Below are 16,522 nucleotides of genomic sequence, written 5' to 3' on the forward strand. Positions count from 1 at the left end.
GTTTTTGCTCGCCAGTGATCACTTCGATTCTTTGCACAGGACACTCCTTAAACATAGCTCTATGACTATGTCTTACTGGTGAAGTGTCCGGTTTAAACGGGGGCTATTACAGTCTGCTTTAACTCTCCATCACCCAATGCCCGGCGCTCACCTCGCGATAGCGCCGTGTTTCCGGCACAAACCCCAGAGCGCGCACCGGGCTTTTCAGCTCGCTAACGTCCATATGGCGCTTGAGATGACGTCGAGCTGGATCAGGCACCGGCACCGATGACAATAACTTGCGCGTATAGTCATGTTGCGGATTCTCAAAGATAGCCGCGCGTGGACCGATTTCAACAATCTCGCCCAACAGCATCACCGCCACGCGATGGCTGATGCGCTCTACCACCGCCATATCGTGCGATATAAACAAATACGACAAGCCAAGGCTGCTCTGCAAATCCAACAGCAGATTAATAATCTGTGCTTTGACAGTCACATCCAGCGCAGAGACGGATTCATCGGCAATAATCATTTTGGGGTCGAGCATCAATGCACGGGCAATACAGATGCGCTGGCGCTGACCGCCGGAAAACTCATGTGGATAACGTTTCATCATCGCCGAAGACAAACCCACACGTTCCATCAACTCCGCCGCCTTTTCCCGAGCAGCCTGTTTACTGCCGAGTTGATGTTGCAGATAAGGCTCGGTCAGGGCTTCGAGAATCGACATCCTTGGATTAAGGCTGGCGAACGGGTCCTGAAATATCATCTGCATCGCCCGACGTAACTGGCGCAGTTCGCTGGAGGAGAGATTTAGCACGTCATAACCGTCGAAAGCGATCTCGCCGGCATCGGCTTTCACCAGCCGGGTGAGGGAGCGACCGGTGGTGGATTTTCCACAGCCGGATTCACCGACCAGCGACAAGGTTTCGCCGGGCATCAGATCGAAAGAGATATTCTCCACCGCATGCACCGCACCGGTTTTGCGGCTTAACAGCCCTTCGTGGATGCTGAAGCGGGTGCTGAGGTTTTTCACCGACAGCAGCGGCTGTTGCGAAGCGGGGCGCTCAGGTAGCAGTGCCACCGCATCACCTTTCAGCGCAAACTTCTGCGGCCCGGTAATGCCACGCATCGCGCCGAGCTGCGGCACGGTAGCGATCAGCGTGCGCGTATAATCCGCCGCTGGCGCCGAGAAAATGTCCGCCGTGGTGCCAGTTTCCATCACATCACCCTGATACATCACTAACGTGCGATCCGAAACTTCCGCCACCACGCCCATATCGTGGGTGATAAACAGTACCGCGGTGCCTTCCTCTTCCTGCAATGTCTTAATCAGGTCGATAATTTGCCCCTGGATGGTGACATCCAGTGCGGTCGTCGGCTCATCGGCAATCAGCAGTTTTGGTCGCAACGCCAGCGCCATGGCAATCATCACTCGCTGGCGCATGCCGCCGGAAAAGTGATGTGGATAATCATCGAAGCGTTTAACGGCATTAGGAATGCGCACTTTCTCCAGCAGCTTCACCGTCTCTTCCCGCGCCGCCCGCTTACTGATGTTGCGATGGTTGATCAGGACTTCAGCGATCTGGTGACCAATGGTGAAAGAGGGGTTGAGGCTGGTCATCGGCTCCTGAAAAATCATCGCCACGGCGTTGCCACGAATATCGCGCATCGCTTTTTCGCTCAGATTCAGCAGGTCCACGCCGTTCAGCAGCACTTTGCCGGTCACGCGCGCGTGGCGCATATTCAGCAAGCGCATAATCGCCATCGACGTCACGCTTTTGCCCGAACCCGACTCCCCGACAATCGCCAGCGTCTCACTGGCGTTGATGGTCATCGATACGTTCTTCACTACCTCACGCCACTGATCGTCATGGCGAAACGCAACGGTGAGGTTTTCTACCTGCAAGACCGGCTCGCGACTCATTTGGCCGCCACAAAGCGAGCCGAACGGGTGCTGACCGGCAGAAATTCAAAGTCAGTGTCGAAAGGATAGGCAGGCTGCAGTTTACGTTTACGCTCCAGACGTTCGACGTACTGATCCACCACGCCTTCAGACAGCGCCATCAGGTTAGGATTAGCAAGTGGTGCCAGTTCTGGTGACAGATAACCCGATTTCACCACCACAATTTTTGCCTGCGCAGGATGAAGCCCCAGCAATTCAAAATCAGCGATATTGTGATAAGGGCGACGACGATCGGCGACCACCACCGTAATGCCGCCGGTTTTCAGCAGCGCCTGTTTAGCCAGCGAACGCGCATCATCACTCACCAGCAGGACTTCAAATTCTGCAGTAACTTTCCCCCCTGCGGGATCGAGCGTGGCACCGATCGTCAGAGTGAGTTTCGCCCCAACGCCTGCCGCAAAAGCAGCATCAGTGGCCGGTTTATCGGTGATTCCGGCGACGATCACATCCTGCGCGCCCTGGCGAATCAACTCTGCCAGCAGATTGGCACGATCGCCCACGCCACCACCGGTCGGGTTATCGCCCGAGTCGGCCAAAATCACCGGTGCAGTTTCACTGGTGATGGCCATTTTCACGCACTCTTCGGTGCTGCCTGTGACGCAGCCGAAGACAAACTCGTCGCGCGCCTGCCAGTATGCCAGCGCCAGTTTTGCTGCCTGTTCGGAAAGCACATCGGCGTCGGTACCGGTCATGATCGCCGCCGCAGTGGCGCGCGGTTCATCGGCCCAGACATAGCCGACCATCAGCGACGCATCCCAAATGTGGTCGATTTCATTGATACCCGGCAAACGCGCATACAAACTTTTTGCCGGTTCATCTTCGGTACTGGTGCGCTCACCGGGCAGCACCACCGGAATCGGTGCCCAAATCACACCGGGTTTCACGCCGGTTTGCAGGCTTTTCACCAGCATCGACACGGATCGACGCATGGTTTCTTCCACATCGATGTGCGGCGCCGTGCGATAGGTGGAGAACATATCAATGGCATCGATGATGCGCTGCGTCACATTGCCATGCAGATCGTAACTGACGGTGATCGGACAATCCGGGCCGACCAGTTCGCGCGTGGCAGTAATCCAGTCACCTTCGGCATCTTCCATCCCTTCCACATACACCGCGCCGTGCATGGCGAGGTAGACGCCGTCCACCGGCAACTGTGCTTGCAGACGGGTGAGAAAATCCTGCCTGAAGTCATCATAAGTGACCCGCGCCACCGGACCACCGGCGATGGCGCGCGCATGGAAGGTCGGCAGAAACTCCGCATCATAATCCTGCAAGAAGGCAAAGTAGGGGTTGGTCAGCAGATCGTTACCGCGCACGATGCGGAAGTCGTCGGCATAGTTCAGCACCGGGTTATAAGTACTGCACTCCGTGTGAATGCCACCAAAAGCAATGCGCATACAGCCTCCGCTAGTCAGGTAATTGAATGATGAATCGATATGCCGCCACGCTTGCCGCGGCGCGCGCCCAGCTCTGTTCGCTGATCACGATGCTGGAAATCGGGGTTTTGCCCATGATCGACGGCAACACGTGGCTATCGATGGATTGCATCACCACGGTTTTCAGTAAGCCGTCAAAAGCATCGGGTTGATGTGCGATGACGATCAATTCGGGATCGTTCATCTGAATAATGTTGGCGATCGAGAGGCCCAGCGCGTGACCAGCCTGATGCAGAATGGCGATGGCGGCACTGTTGCCTTTCACCGCCAGCGCTTCCAGTTCGGCGATGGTTTGGCTCTCGAGTGCTTTATCGCGCATGCTCTCGCGAATCGCGGTCAGCGAGGCGAGAGTATCCAGGCAGCCGCGTTTGCCGCATCGGCAAGGGCGGCCGCCGGGTTCGATGGTGCAGTGGGCGATTTCACCGGCCCCGCCGTGTGCGCCGCGATGCAGTTGGCCCTGGAAGAAGTGTGCGGAACCGATGCCGTCACCATGGGAAATCAGGGTGAAGTTGCGGGCTTTTTTCGCCACGCCGAAGATCTTCTCGCTGACGGCCAGCGCTTTGGCATCGTTCTCCAGCGAGACATCAAGGCCGGTTTGCTGTTTGAGCATGTCGGCCAGCGGGACATTCTTCCAGCCCAGCAGCGCTGATTGCACGCAAATTGCCTGATTTTCATCGACAAATCCGGAGAGCGTAACGCCCAGGCCAATTAATTGATCGGCTGAAATGCCTTTCTGCGCAATCAAATCGGGAATCGCTGCAGCTAGCGTCACACTCAGCTGTTGGGGATCAGGATCGAGTGGCATGTTCGTGCTCGCCAGCACCAGTCCATGCATATCAATCAGCACTAAAACGACGTACTCGCCGAGTAGCGAGGCGCCGAGAAAATAGGCGCTGTCAGCACGCATTTTTAATAATACCGATGGCCGACCCTGACCACTGGATTCCGCCAGGCTCTCTTCCAGCAATCCGGCATTCAGCATCTCTTTGACCAGTGGGCTAATCGCGGCTTTGCTCAACTTCATATTTTCCGCAATAGCAGTGCGGCTCATGCCGTGCGAGGCAATAAGCAGACGCAAAATTTGCTGCTGGTGGGCATTGAGCATGTTGGTTCTCACTGCATTAGCGATATGACCTGACAATAATGAGGCTGGAAAACAAATTCAACGATATTTAGTTAATTTTCTGAACGCAGATCTAACTATAAGTAAAATATATGAACTTACGTATTGGCTTTTGTTCAGAGAGTGTGCCTTATATAGCGTTGTTAATTCACCTAACATTTCAATGATTCATTGAGGGCCTTCATGCAAAGCACATTCAAGCATTTAAAGGTACTGACGCTGGCCGGTTGTATCATGGCGTCACTGGCAAGCTCGGCGGCAATGGCCAGCCAGCTGGTGATTATGCAAAACGAACCGCCACGCAGCATGGATCCGGGCAACCAGACCGCTACCTTTACCGGCACGGTGCTCGATCCCATGTATGAAGGCCTGACGCGTCTGGGTGATGACGGCAAGATTATCCCTGCGCTGGCGCTCTCCTGGAGTGCGGATAGCAGCGGATTACACTGGACATTCAAGCTTCGCCCCAATGTGAAATTCCACGACGGCACGCCGTTTAATGCCGATGCGGTAGTGGAAAACTTCCAGCGCCATTTGGATACCAAACGCGGTCTGGCGGGCAGCGGTAAAGTTCGCACCTTTATTCAGGATGTGAAGAAAACCGATGATTTAACGGTTGAGTTTGAGCTGAAAAAAATCAATCCGGCCTTTCTAACCGTATTGGCTTCAGGGCCGGGATTAATGGTCAGCCCCACCGCCGATAAAGCGGGCAGCATCAATAATAAAGCCGACGGCACCGGGCCTTATAAGCTGGAACAATATAAATCTGGCGAATATGTGCTGGAGAAAAAGAACAGCGATTATTGGGGTAAATCAAACGGCCCTGATGAAATTAAATGGACGTGGAGCAGTGAGCCTTCCGTGATGAATATGGCGCTGCAATCCGGCCAGGTCGATATTATTAATCCGGTACCGCCGCAATTCGCCGGAATGTTGAAAAACAATGCTAACGTGAATTTGAAACAGTCGCCTGGCGCGGCCGTGTTCTGGGTGGATCTTAATACGCAAAGTAAAGCGTTGAGCGACGTGCGCGTGCGTCAGGCGCTGAACTTTGCTACCGATCAGCAGGCGCTGGTGAAAGCCATCATGTTTGGTTATGCACAGCCGGCTAACTCTTCACTGGCACCGGTCGATGCCAACTACGATAAGAACCTGAAGGATTATCCTTACGATGTGCAGAAAGCCAAAGACTTGCTGAAAGCGGCGGGTTACCCGGATGGCTTTAGCATGTCAATTGCTGTTCAGGCACCCGATGCGCGCACCGCGCAGGTGTTGCAGGGGCTATGGGCGAAAATCGGCGTGAAGTTGAATGTGCGCCAGATGGAAAGCGGCGTCTGGACCAAAGCCGCCTTCGCCGATGCCAAAGAGAAAGCCCAGCAGGGCACTGATGCAGTATTGGCGTCGTGGTCATCCGGTTTATACGGTTCCGACTTGCAGCTGCGCCCGCTATATCACAGCGCTAGCTTTGCACCGGGCGGCGCGAACCTCGGCTTCTTTAGTGATAAGCAAACCGATGACCTGATCGATACCGCCGCCTCCACGCTTGACGATGCGAAACGCAAAGATCTCTATTTCCAGGCACAGAAACAGATCAGCGGGCTGGCTCCGCAGGTGCTGCTGTTCTATCAGGATGATCTCTACGCCTCGCGCAAAAACATCAGCGGCGTCACCATGCAGCCTGGCGGACAGATTGTGGTTCGCGATGCAGTGAAGAACTGATAGATGAAAGCGTATGTCGCGAAAAAGGTGCTCTCGCTGCCGCTGATTATTTTCGGTGTGTCGATCATCGTATTTATCGCCATCCGCGCGTTGCCGGGGGATCCGGCACGCCTGATGGCGGGCCCGGAAGCGCCGCAGGAAGCGGTGGATAACATGCGCATCCGGCTGGGTTTGGATCAGCCGCTGCCGCTGCAGTACATCAAATTTGCTACTGAAGCACTGCACGGCAATCTGGGGGAATCGTTGCAGTCACAGCGCCCGGTAATCACCGAAATCAGCGAGCGTTTGCCCTACACCTTGTCGCTGGCGGCGCTGGCCTATCTGCTGGCGATTGCTATCGGCGTGCCTGCGGGCATGACCGGGGCGATCTATCGCCAGCGTATTCCCGATCAAATCGTGATGGTGCTGACCATTGCGGGCGCATCGATAGCCAACTTCTGGCTCGCGCTGCTGGCGATGAACTACTTTGCGGTGGAACTCGGCTGGTTGCCGCTGTTGGGCGCGGACTCCTGGAAGAACTACGTGATGCCGACCGTCACGCTGGCGATTTTGCCGATGGCGATGATTGCCCGCATGACACGCTCCAGCATGCTGGATGTGCTGAGTCAGGACTATATTCGTACCGCCAAAGCCAAAGGCTTATCGTCGGCGAATATTCACTGGAAACATGCGCTGCGCAACGCCTTGATCCCGATTGTCACCATCGTCGCACTTAACTTCGGTAGCCTGATTGGTGGCGCCGTGGTGACGGAGTCGGTGTTTAACTGGCCAGGTATTGGCCGCCTGCTGGTGGATTCGGTGAAGTACCGCGACTACCCGGTGATTCAGGGCGTGACGCTGGTGGCGGTCACCGGCGTGGTGCTGATGAACCTGGTGGGTGAAATATTGATTGGCCTGCTCAATCCAAAAATAAGGTTCGACTGATGAACAGCCTCGATACCTCTTTGCTGCCGACACGATCGCGCCGTCGCCAGTTCCTGCGCATGCTACAGAACAATCCGTCGATAGCGATTGGCGGCGGATTGGTGCTGCTGGTGGTGCTGGCCGCGGTGTTAGCACCGCTGTTAACCCATTGGGATCCGATCGAACAGGATCTGCTGAACACCTTGCAGGCTCCCTCTGCTGCGCACTGGTTTGGCACGGACGACTATGGCCGCGACATCTTCGCCCGCGTGATTTATGGCGCGCGCATCACGCTGTTCGAGGTCTGCCTGAGTGTGGCGATCTCGATGGTGATTGGTATTCCGCTTGGCATCATCTCCGGTCTGGCAGGACGCAAAATCGATGCGCTGATTATGTGGGTGATGGATATTATTTTCGCCTTTCCCGGTATCGTACTGGCGATTTTGATTGTTAGCGTGCTGGGTGAAGGGCTGGCCAATATGCTAATCGCGATTTCGCTGTTCTCCATTCCGGTGTATGCGCGCCTTAGTCGTAACCTGACGCTCGGCCTTAAGAACATGGAGTACATTGAAGCCGCGCATATGCTGGGCGTGCGCTATCCGCGTATCATTACCCATTACATTCTGCGCAACTCAATCGGACCGCTGATTGTGCAATCGACTCTAACGGCGGGCGCAGTGGTGCTGTCGGCGGCCAGCTTGTCGTTTCTGGGGTTAGGCGTGCAACCGCCGATGCCGGAGTGGGGCACCATGATGAGTGATGGGCGCAACTTCCTTGGGCTGAATATTTACGTGTCGCTGTTTCCCGGACTGGCGATTTTGATTACTGTGCTCGGCTTTAATGTGCTGGGCGACGGCCTGCGTGATGTGATGGATAAACGTTTATGAGTACAACACCGGCAGTGATCTGCCTCGATCTGGGCGGTTCGTTCGTGAAGTTGGGTGTGATGGATGCGCAGCAGCAGCTGACGATCCTCGATCAGCAAAAAATCCCGGCAGACAGCTGGCCGGATTTTACCGCGCTGGTGAGCCGCATGATCCAACAACATCAGCATTTCAGCACGGATTCACCGCTGGCGATCTCCACTGCGGGCATCGTGGCACCGGATAGCGGTGAGATGTTTGCCAGTAACATCCCAGCCTTTCATCAACGCAACCTCAGCCAGGCGCTGGGTGCGTTACTGCAACGTAAAGTGATCGTGCATAACGATGCCGACTGCTTCACTTTCGCGGAAGCGCAGGCAGGTGTGGGCAAAGGGCACAAAGTGGTGTTTGGCGCCATTCTCGGTTCCGGCGTCGGCGGCGGTTTGGTGGCAGATGGGCGAATCATCACCGGACAGAATGGCCTGACGGGTGAATGGGGCCATGGTCCGATTACGCTGACCGAAGTGGACATTGAAGGCGAGACAATACGCTTGCCGCGCCAGCCTTGTCCCTGCGGTCAAAAAGGCTGTCTCGATAGTTACGGCGGCGCGCGCGGGCTGGAGAATCTCCATCGCACTTTGCATGACGTTAATGCGAGCAGCCTCGACATTATCGCCGGCTGGCAACAGCAGGAAGTGCAGGCTAATCGCACGATTCAGGTGTGGTTACAACTGGTAAGTCAGCCGCTGGCTTACACTATCAATATCACCGGTGCATCGTTGGTGGCGGTGGGCGGAGGATTGGCTTCGGTGACAGCGTTGATGGAAGCATTGAATGAGGAAGTGCAGCGTTATGTGTTGCGCAGCACTCAGCATCCTTTGGTGGTGCCCGGCGTGTTTGCCCATAACGGCGGAATGATCGGCGCGGCGTTGCTAGCACGGCAGGTTGCTTAACGAAAATGCACACACTGCAGCGGTGCCGGTCAAGATACCCTTGCTTTGCGCCGTGATGGGCGCAAGGCGGCTAATCAACGATTAATTAGCAGCCACATAATTCTCTGCCATCGAATTTTCATCTAAATCAGTTATCATGTGCCGCTAAATCCTTTCAGTCTCAACGATGGTGGCCTTCAATGCCGCCACGATTGTGATTGGATTCTTCACCTGCGTTACTGGAAAACCATGTCATCTGCACAACCTCAACTTAATCAGCTGCCGGAGCAGGCATCGCTGCCACGCGCCAGTGTGCTCAAAGCGCTGTTTGCGCTCGGCACCGGTGGCTTTGCCATTGGTACCGGCGAATTCGTCATCATGGGCCTGCTGCCCGATGCCGCCACCGGCCTCAATGTTTCTATCCCTACGGCGGGCCACCTGATCAGTATCTACGCGCTGGGCGTGGTGATCGGCGCACCGCTGTTGGCTGTGCTCGGTGCTCGCGCTTCACGTCGTAACTTCCTGATGACGCTGATGGGCCTGTTTGCCGCGGGTAACCTGTTTAGCTCGGTAGCACCGGGTTACTACTCAATGCTGCTGGCGCGTTTCCTCGCCGGTTTTCCGCACGGCACGTTCTTTGGTGTCGCCGCATTGGTCGCTGCTGGATTGGTAGAGCGCAGAAAACGTGCTCAGGCCGTTTCGATGGTGCTATTTGGCCTGACGATCGCCAACCTGCTTGGCGTGCCTGCGGTTACCGCGATTGGACAGGTGTTTGGCTGGCGTGAAGCGTTCGCCATTGTTGGCGTATTAGCGCTGTTGACCATGGTGCTGGTGGGCATGTGGGTGCCGAACGTGGCGGGTGACAAAACCGCCAGTCCGTTGCGTGAACTCTCGGCGCTGACGCGCAAGCAGGTGTTGCTGACGCTGGCGATTGGTGCGATCGGCAGCGGCGGCTTGTTCTCGGTGTTCAGCTACGTGAAACCTACGCTGACCGAACTGGCACAAATGCCGGTGAGTTGGATTCCGGTGGTGCTGGCGCTGTTTGGACTCGGCATGATTATCGGCAACGTGGTGGGGGGGCGTCTGGCGGATCGTGGACTGGAGAAAACCATTCGTATGGTGCTGATCTGGTCGGTGCTGGTGCTGAGTGCTTTTGTGTTCACCGCGCACTATGCGTTTGCCGGTTCACTCAACGTGATGCTGGTCGGTACCATGGTGGCGCTGGCGAGCGTGCTGCAAATCCGTTTAATGGATGTGGCGGGCGATGCGCAAACCATGGCGGCGGCGTTGAATCACTCGGCATTTAACCTGGCGAATGCGCTCGGCGCATGGCTGGGTGGCGTGACCATTTCTGCGGGCCTTGGCTGGCAGTCCACTGGTTGGGTCGGTGCGATTCTGGCGGTGTTGGGCTTGTTGATTCATGGTATCGCGGTGCGCGATGCACGGAGAAAGTCGATTACGTTTGCGCATGAAAGCGCCTAGTTGATTCTTATCGGGCGGCCATCAGGTCGCCCGTTTCATTATCCTGCCAACTTTTCCTGCAAAAACGCCATAAATACTCGATTCACTTCGCTGCGCTGACGATGCTGTGGATAGAGCGCGTTCAGGTTGAGTGAGGAAGGCTGCCACTCATCCAGCACGGTCATCAAATCACCGCTGGCTAAGGCCGGTGCCACGATAAACTCCGGCAGTAGAATCAGCCCCAATCCAGCCACTGCCGCATCACGCAGCATCTCGCCATTATTGCTCACCATCGGGCCTTGCACCGCCATCACCTTGCGTTGTTCACCGTTAAACAGTTCCCAGCCGGTCTGGCTTTCTCGCCCGTAACGCAAACAAGCATGATTGAGCAGATCCTCCGGTTCACGTGGTGCGCCCGCGCCCTGAATGTATGACGGGCTGCCACAGATCACGCGGCGAAACACGCCCAGACGTTTGGCGATCAAGCTTGAGTCGGGCAGGGTGCCAATGCGGATCGCCATATCAAAGCCTTCACCGACCATATCGACGTAGCGGTCCGCCAACTCCACCTGGAACTGCAATCCGGGGTGCTGACTGAGGAACTCGGCGATATACGGTGACAAATGGCTGATGCCAAACGACATCGGAACACTAAGACGAAAGCTGCCTTGCAACACCTGTTGCCGGCCAGATACCGCCTGCTGGGCTTCCTGCACATCATCGAGAATACGTTGCGCATGTTGGGCAAAGAGTTGGCCGTTATCCGTCACCGACAGTTTACGCGTGTTGCGATTCAGCAGACGCGCACCGAGTGATTCCTCCAGCGCGGCAATTCGGCGGCTAACGTATTGCTTCGACAGCATCAACTGTTCGGCGGCGGCGGTGAAGTTACCGGCTTTAATTACTGCGACATAAATACGAAGATCTTCTATCTGCATATTGTCCACTTTTCGGTGACAGTCATTGTCAGGTTAGCGCATTGTTGGGCAAATTAGTTTACGTATACTTATCCTCATTCGGAAGGGCAAACGTCTTTCCACCGCACATTTGAGGAGCAAACCATGATTGAACAACGTCTGTCAGAACAACGCGGAGTGGGTGACCACGGTTGGCTGAACTCACACCACACCTTCTCTTTCGCCAGTTACTGGGATCCAAAACAGACCGGTTTTTCCGATCTGCTGGTGATCAACGATGACCGTGTCGCGCCGGGTCGTGGCTTTGGTGCGCATCCACACAACAATATGGAGATTATCTCCTATGTGCTGGACGGCGCGCTGGAGCATAAAGATTCAATGGGCACCGGCTCGGTGATCGTCCCCGGTGATGTGCAGTTGATGAGCGCGGGTAGCGGTGTGACGCACAGCGAGTTCAACCACTCGAAGAGCGACAACGTGCACTTCCTGCAAATCTGGATTGTACCGGGCGAGCGCAACACCCAGCCGGGCTATCAGCAGATCTCCGTGCCAGAGAGTGAAAAACGCGGGCAACTCCGTTTGATTATCTCGCCGGAAGGGGAAGAGGGCAGCTTGAGCGTTCGTCAGGATATCCGCATCTATGCCGGTTTCTTTGATGGTGCCGAGCAGCAAACTTTCGCACTGGATGCCGATCGCTACGCCTATATTCATGTGGCACGCGGCAGCATCGAAGTGAACGGCGTGAAGTTCAAAGAGGGTGACGGTGCGCGTGTGCGTAATGAGTCAGCGCTGCAGTTCAGCAATGGCAATGATGCGGAAGTGTTGCTGTTTGACCTGCGTCCGCTGGAAGTGAATCATCCACAGCGTTAAAACACATCAGGGTGTCTTAACGGACGCCCTGAAGCCTATGCGTTTTGGTTGCTTAACGTCGCCATGAATGAGCAACATCATGCTGCCTGTGTCGCGCTTGGCCGTTTTGCTTAAGCTTCAGTGAGCTTTCAATTAAGCTTCCATCTTGATGGGGAGTTGTTGAAGGGACGGACCAGAGTTCGCCCCTTATCAGCACCGACTACAACAGCGACTGCGGTGCCACCGATTTGCCGGTTTTCAATGACTCGAGCGCTGCATCCGCCAGCAACAACGCCTGCAACCCATCATTCCCGCCGGGGTACTGGCCTTCGCCTTTTGCCAGCGCCTCAATGAGGGTCGCCAGTTCATTGCGGTAAGCATCGGCATAACGCTGCAGGAAGAAGTGCTGCGGCTTCTGCGCCACCACTCCGTTCGCCACGGATTTCACCAGCTGTGATTCCAGCTGATTTGTTACCTGCAACATCCCTTCACTGCCGTGTACTTCAATACGCTGATCGTAGCCGTAGCTGGCACGACGGCTGTTGGTGATCACCGCCATCTTGCCGCTGGCGCAAGTGAGGGTGACAACGGCGGTATCGACATCGCCCAGCGCTTTAATTTCGGGATCAACCAGCGCCGCCGCGCTGGCGTACACCGATACCGGCTCTTCATTTAACAACCAGCGCGCCATATCAAAATCATGAATCGTCATATCACGGAACAGACCGCCTGAGACTTTAACGTACTCGGCGGGCGGTGCGCCTGGATCACGCGAGCTAATGGTCACCAACTCGGTTTCACCAATCTCGCCATCACGCAGACACGCCTGCAAATGCGCCATGCTCGGGTCAAAGCGTCGGTTAAAGCCAACCATCAATGGCACGCCTGCTTCACGCACCGTGGCTAAACAGCTCTGCACGCGCTGCAAACTTAAATCCACCGGCTTCTCACAGAAGATGGCTTTTTTGGCGCGCGCGGCGTCTTCAATCAAATCTGCATGGGTGTTAGTGGCGCTGCAAATCGCCACCAGATCAACCGAACTGTCCGCCAGAATGGTGTCGAGATCTGCCACTTTGGCACCGTATTTCTCTGCCAGCACATTAGCAGCAGGGGCGTAGACATCCATCACATACGCCAGACGACATTGCGGATGCGCGGCGATATTCCCAGCGTGGATCTGTCCAATACGGCCAGCACCTAAGAGAGCAACATTGAGCATTTTTTAATTCCTATGAGGGCGACAGGTGATGGCGCTATTAAGCGTATTGGTGAAGTTTTAAGTCAAAGCAAAGCCTGAAACGGATGCTAAAAGGATGAGGCCGATCACATGAAAATTTGAGGTTAATGACCTCAAATATATGATTGTTCGCTGGATTCATGGAGTTATAACAATTTGATTATCAGTGTCTTATCAAGCTACTGTTTCATCCATGAGGTGAAGGACATCAGGAAAGATTATGACGCTGCAAAACTGGAAATCGCCATCCATTAAAGCCATCGCGCAGGAAGCGGGCGTCAGTCCCGCCACCGTAGACCGCGTGATCAATGGACGGCAAGGCGTGCGCGAGGTGACGCGCAAGAAAGTTGAAAATGCCATGGTGCGGTTGGGGCTGAGTGACACAGAAGACCCTCGCGGAGCGGCAAAACGTATCGCGATTGTGTGTGAATCCGGCACCAGCTTTGTCGCGCAGCTTGAGTTTCATGCACGCGCGGTAATGCGCGAACGTCCACAACTGCACATCACGTTGGATACGTTGCCGAGTGCGCAATTCCACGCTGACCGCTTTAGCAAGCTGATTGAACGCCGCGCTACTGAAGCCAGCGGCATTATTCTGGTGTGTCGCGATGACGTGAAGATCAACCGTGCGGTTAAAGCCGCCATTGATGATGGTGTGCAGGTGATTTGCCTCACCAGCGATCTGCCCAATTCGCGGCGTACTGCTTATGTGGGTATCGATCAGACCGCTTCAGGCGCGACTGCCGGTTGGTTTATGGGCCGCATGCTGCCGCCGCAGCAACCAGGCAATATTCTGCTGATTTGCAGTTCGACCTATCGCACCCAGGAGGAGCGCGAGATCGGCTTTCGTCGCGTGCTGCGAGAGGCTTTCCCGTGGCTGACGATTCGCGACCGCGTCAACATTAACGACGAAGCCGCAACCGCCTGGCACAGCGTGAAAAAGTGGCTGGAAGAGGGGAAGCCGCTGGCCGGGATTTACAACACGGCGGGCGGCAACGAAGGCGTAGCCAAAGCGCTGGAGGCATTTGGTGTGCAAGATCAGGTGATCTTCGCCGGACATGAGTTGAGTGAATCGAGTCGCTTACTGCTGGAGAAAGGCACGATGGATATGGTGCTGGGACATGATATGCGGCGCGAGATCGAGCAGTGCCTGGCGATATTTGAGCAGCCGCTGAGTGAGCGCTTGCCGGAGGATGTGAAAACGCCGCTGCTAATTTATCACCGCTATTCTTATTTTTCTTGAACTTCAATCAGCTAGATTTCCAGTACCCTTGAAACATGCTTATTTTCAGCATGGTGTTGAAATATCGTGCAGCTGACGTATCATGTAGTTATGTTTCTACATTCTCAGGAGGCTGTTATGGGTATCTCAACAATTTCGAGCCGTTCGTTCAATCAGCAGGTATCAGCTGCGAAAAAACTGGCGGAGGAAGGCCCTGTATACATCACTGATCGCGGAGAACCAGCCCACGTATTGATGACGTTTGAGGAATATAAAAAGCTAACGGGTACACGACGCAATATCCAGGATGCACTTGCTATGCCCGGTGTCGCTGATATCGATTTTGATCCTCAACGAGTGGACATAGACTTCAGGGATGTGGATTTTTCATGAGATATTTGCTTGATACCAATGTCATTTCGGAAATGCGTAAGGCAAGGACGCCCAAAATTGATCCACAAGTATCCAACTGGACGGATACGGTAGATGCGGGTGATATGTTCATATCAGCGATTACGATTATGGAGATCGAAAAAGGCATCCTTCAGGTGTTGCGAAAGGATGTGCGTCAGGGAGAAATGCTACGCGAATGGTTTGCATCAGTGGTATTACGTGAGTTTTCAGGCCGTGTACTGCCTTTTGATGCCGAAACTGCCATTTATTGTGCGAGCCTCCATGTACCCGACCAACGTTCCGCGAATGATGCAATGATCGCGGCCACTGCCTTTCGTCATGATATGACTGCAGTTACGCGAAATACCAGGGACTTTGAAGGACTAGGCGTTATGTTGCTCAATCCATGGGAGTGGCAATAACATCATCAGAACACATTTAAGAACCGGAATAAAATAATAAGACTAATAAGACTAATAAGACTAATAAGACTAATAAGCGATATGTGGCTATTTTAATTACAGGGTTATTTAATTGAACGAAATCCGGCGCTGTTATTGACCGGTATCTATCAGCCTCGTATTTCTTATATCCAGGTCAATAACTGTATTATCGAACTAAATGTCATTTACCAACGTCAATGAATTATTAATGCAAAGGGGCTGAGCCTTCATTTGCTCTGGCCGTTTATCCATGTCCAACCCCCTCGATTTCGTCCCTTGCGGCTTCAATCACCCGCTCTGAGTGTTTCGCCAGCATATCCTGTGGGCGTTGACCACCAAGAAAGCTGTTCACTGACAAGAACCAGAACGCTATTCCCCAACCATCTTTATGATCTGCGAATATCTTCAGCACATCAGAGAGCGCTTTCAATGGTCGAAATTGCGTATTGCGATCCAGACCGTAATCCGGGAAGTAATCAATGCCATTGTGGTGAATCGCAAATATCTGGCCGCTTTTTTTCCATTTATTCGGTTGAGCACTGGGATTGGTAGTACTCAAACCGGCTAACTGCGAGACGTCAGCGGCGGTTAACCAGTTCCCACTTTCCAACACGGCTTTACGTGCTTGCAACAGCATGGCCGCTTCTTTCATCAGGTGTGGTGAGGCAGGGGCCTTGGGCAGCATCGATCCAACCAATATCTCGAGTGACTGCTTCTCCTGCCGCTCTTTAAAAACTTCAAACATGGTTGAAGCTACAGTAGAAATATTTTCTGTCAGCGTACTGAGCACACGCAGGTTGCTGATGTTATCGAAGGACACTACTAATACCTGATTAGCCTGAGATTTTCCTAACCGTGTTTTGACTTCTTTAGGGGTGCCAATCAATGTGGAAACCCCTGCATGTTGTTCGATGAGACTCATAGAGGAACTCCTGATTTGGTTATGTTGATTATTGAAAATTATCATAACCTAAATAGCGTTCGACTGTCTGTGTGATTAATTTTTACCCACATTCAATCCCTCCTCGCAACTATCCCAAACCCAACAATTTTTGACCTAAATTAACATTTAG

At 54.2% G+C, this 16,522-nt stretch carries 15 protein-coding genes; 9 read left to right on the plus strand and 6 right to left on the minus strand.

What is annotated here, in order from left to right; all coding sequences use genetic code 11:
• Window positions 1-118: 118 nt before the first annotated feature.
• Genes WFP70_RS15495 through WFP70_RS15505 form a run of 3 tightly spaced genes read right to left on the minus strand, consistent with a single transcriptional unit; the run spans window position 119 to window position 4,492 of the window.
• Complete coding sequence (locus WFP70_RS15495; RefSeq protein WP_337023737.1) at window positions 119-1,909, minus strand: ABC transporter ATP-binding protein; 1,791 nt, start codon at window positions 1,907-1,909, stop codon at window positions 119-121.
• A complete protein-coding gene (locus tag WFP70_RS15500) occupies window positions 1,906-3,348 on the minus strand; it encodes a M81 family metallopeptidase (RefSeq protein WP_337023738.1) in 1,443 nt (480 codons plus the stop codon). The genes WFP70_RS15495 and WFP70_RS15500 overlap by 4 nt, the downstream gene beginning before the upstream one ends.
• Window positions 3,349-3,358: 10 nt before the next feature.
• Window positions 3,359-4,492, minus strand: coding sequence for an ROK family transcriptional regulator (locus WFP70_RS15505; protein ID WP_337023739.1), 1,134 nt, complete (start codon window positions 4,490-4,492; stop codon window positions 3,359-3,361).
• 201 nt (window positions 4,493-4,693) lie between these two features.
• On the opposite strand from WFP70_RS15505, the gene WFP70_RS15510 reads away from it, so the two are divergent.
• The 5 genes from WFP70_RS15510 to WFP70_RS15530 all read left to right on the plus strand — a co-directional run bounded on the left by WFP70_RS15510 (window position 4,694) and on the right by WFP70_RS15530 (window position 10,409).
• Window positions 4,694-6,229 (plus strand): ABC transporter substrate-binding protein, encoded by a 1,536-nt coding sequence (locus WFP70_RS15510; protein WP_097118782.1) that lies wholly within the window; start codon window positions 4,694-4,696, stop codon window positions 6,227-6,229.
• Window positions 6,230-6,232: 3 nt separating this feature from the next.
• On the plus strand, window positions 6,233-7,153 hold the full coding sequence (locus tag WFP70_RS15515; RefSeq protein ID WP_097118783.1) for an ABC transporter permease: 921 nt from the start codon (window positions 6,233-6,235) through the stop codon (window positions 7,151-7,153).
• Window positions 7,153-8,019 (plus strand): ABC transporter permease, encoded by an 867-nt coding sequence (locus tag WFP70_RS15520; protein ID WP_058961660.1) that lies wholly within the window; start codon window positions 7,153-7,155, stop codon window positions 8,017-8,019. The genes WFP70_RS15515 and WFP70_RS15520 overlap by 1 nt, the downstream gene beginning before the upstream one ends.
• Window positions 8,016-8,948 carry an ROK family protein gene (locus WFP70_RS15525; RefSeq protein ID WP_337023740.1) on the plus strand — a complete coding sequence of 311 codons (933 nt, stop codon included), beginning with the start codon at window positions 8,016-8,018 and terminating at the stop codon, window positions 8,946-8,948. Before WFP70_RS15520 ends, WFP70_RS15525 begins: the two co-directional genes overlap by 4 nt.
• A gap of 228 nt (window positions 8,949-9,176) precedes the next feature.
• Complete coding sequence (locus WFP70_RS15530; RefSeq protein ID WP_160834111.1) at window positions 9,177-10,409, plus strand: MFS transporter; 1,233 nt, start codon at window positions 9,177-9,179, stop codon at window positions 10,407-10,409.
• Between the two features lie 38 nt (window positions 10,410-10,447).
• On the opposite strand, the gene WFP70_RS15535 is transcribed toward WFP70_RS15530, so the two are convergent.
• The gene (locus WFP70_RS15535) at window positions 10,448-11,326 is read right to left on the minus strand and encodes a LysR family transcriptional regulator (RefSeq protein ID WP_166932559.1); all 879 of its coding nucleotides are present in this window, start codon (window positions 11,324-11,326) and stop codon (window positions 10,448-10,450) included.
• 123 nt (window positions 11,327-11,449) lie between these two features.
• Between WFP70_RS15535 and WFP70_RS15540 the strand changes: the two genes are divergently transcribed.
• Entirely contained in the window at window positions 11,450-12,175 is a 726-nt protein-coding gene (locus tag WFP70_RS15540) for a pirin family protein (RefSeq protein ID WP_337023741.1), read from the plus strand.
• 199 nt (window positions 12,176-12,374) lie between these two features.
• Here WFP70_RS15540 and iolG read toward each other — a convergent pair whose 3' ends face one another.
• Window positions 12,375-13,373: an inositol 2-dehydrogenase gene (gene iolG / locus WFP70_RS15545; protein WP_337023742.1), complete on the minus strand. Its 999-nt coding sequence runs from the start codon at window positions 13,371-13,373 to the stop codon at window positions 12,375-12,377.
• Window positions 13,374-13,611: 238 nt separating this feature from the next.
• On the opposite strand from iolG, the gene WFP70_RS15550 reads away from it, so the two are divergent.
• The 3 genes from WFP70_RS15550 (at window position 13,612) to WFP70_RS15560 (ending at window position 15,428) form a co-directional block, all read left to right on the plus strand.
• Window positions 13,612-14,634: a LacI family DNA-binding transcriptional regulator gene (locus WFP70_RS15550; RefSeq protein WP_337023743.1), complete on the plus strand. Its 1,023-nt coding sequence runs from the start codon at window positions 13,612-13,614 to the stop codon at window positions 14,632-14,634.
• A gap of 117 nt (window positions 14,635-14,751) precedes the next feature.
• Window positions 14,752-15,006, plus strand: a complete 255-nt coding sequence (locus tag WFP70_RS15555) for a type II toxin-antitoxin system Phd/YefM family antitoxin (RefSeq protein WP_034831240.1) — start codon at window positions 14,752-14,754, stop codon at window positions 15,004-15,006.
• Window positions 15,003-15,428 carry a type II toxin-antitoxin system VapC family toxin gene (locus tag WFP70_RS15560; RefSeq protein ID WP_337023744.1) on the plus strand — a complete coding sequence of 142 codons (426 nt, stop codon included), beginning with the start codon at window positions 15,003-15,005 and terminating at the stop codon, window positions 15,426-15,428. The genes WFP70_RS15555 and WFP70_RS15560 overlap by 4 nt, the downstream gene beginning before the upstream one ends.
• A 265-nt stretch (window positions 15,429-15,693) precedes the next feature.
• On the opposite strand, the gene WFP70_RS15565 is transcribed toward WFP70_RS15560, so the two are convergent.
• Entirely contained in the window at window positions 15,694-16,371 is a 678-nt protein-coding gene (locus WFP70_RS15565) for a hypothetical protein (RefSeq protein ID WP_337023745.1), read from the minus strand.
• Between the last annotated feature and the right edge of the window lie 151 nt (window positions 16,372-16,522).

Origin of the sequence: Pantoea sp. USMM079, from assembly GCF_037153115.1 — a bacterium.
Lineage (GTDB): Bacteria > Pseudomonadota > Gammaproteobacteria > Enterobacterales > Enterobacteriaceae > Pantoea > Pantoea communis.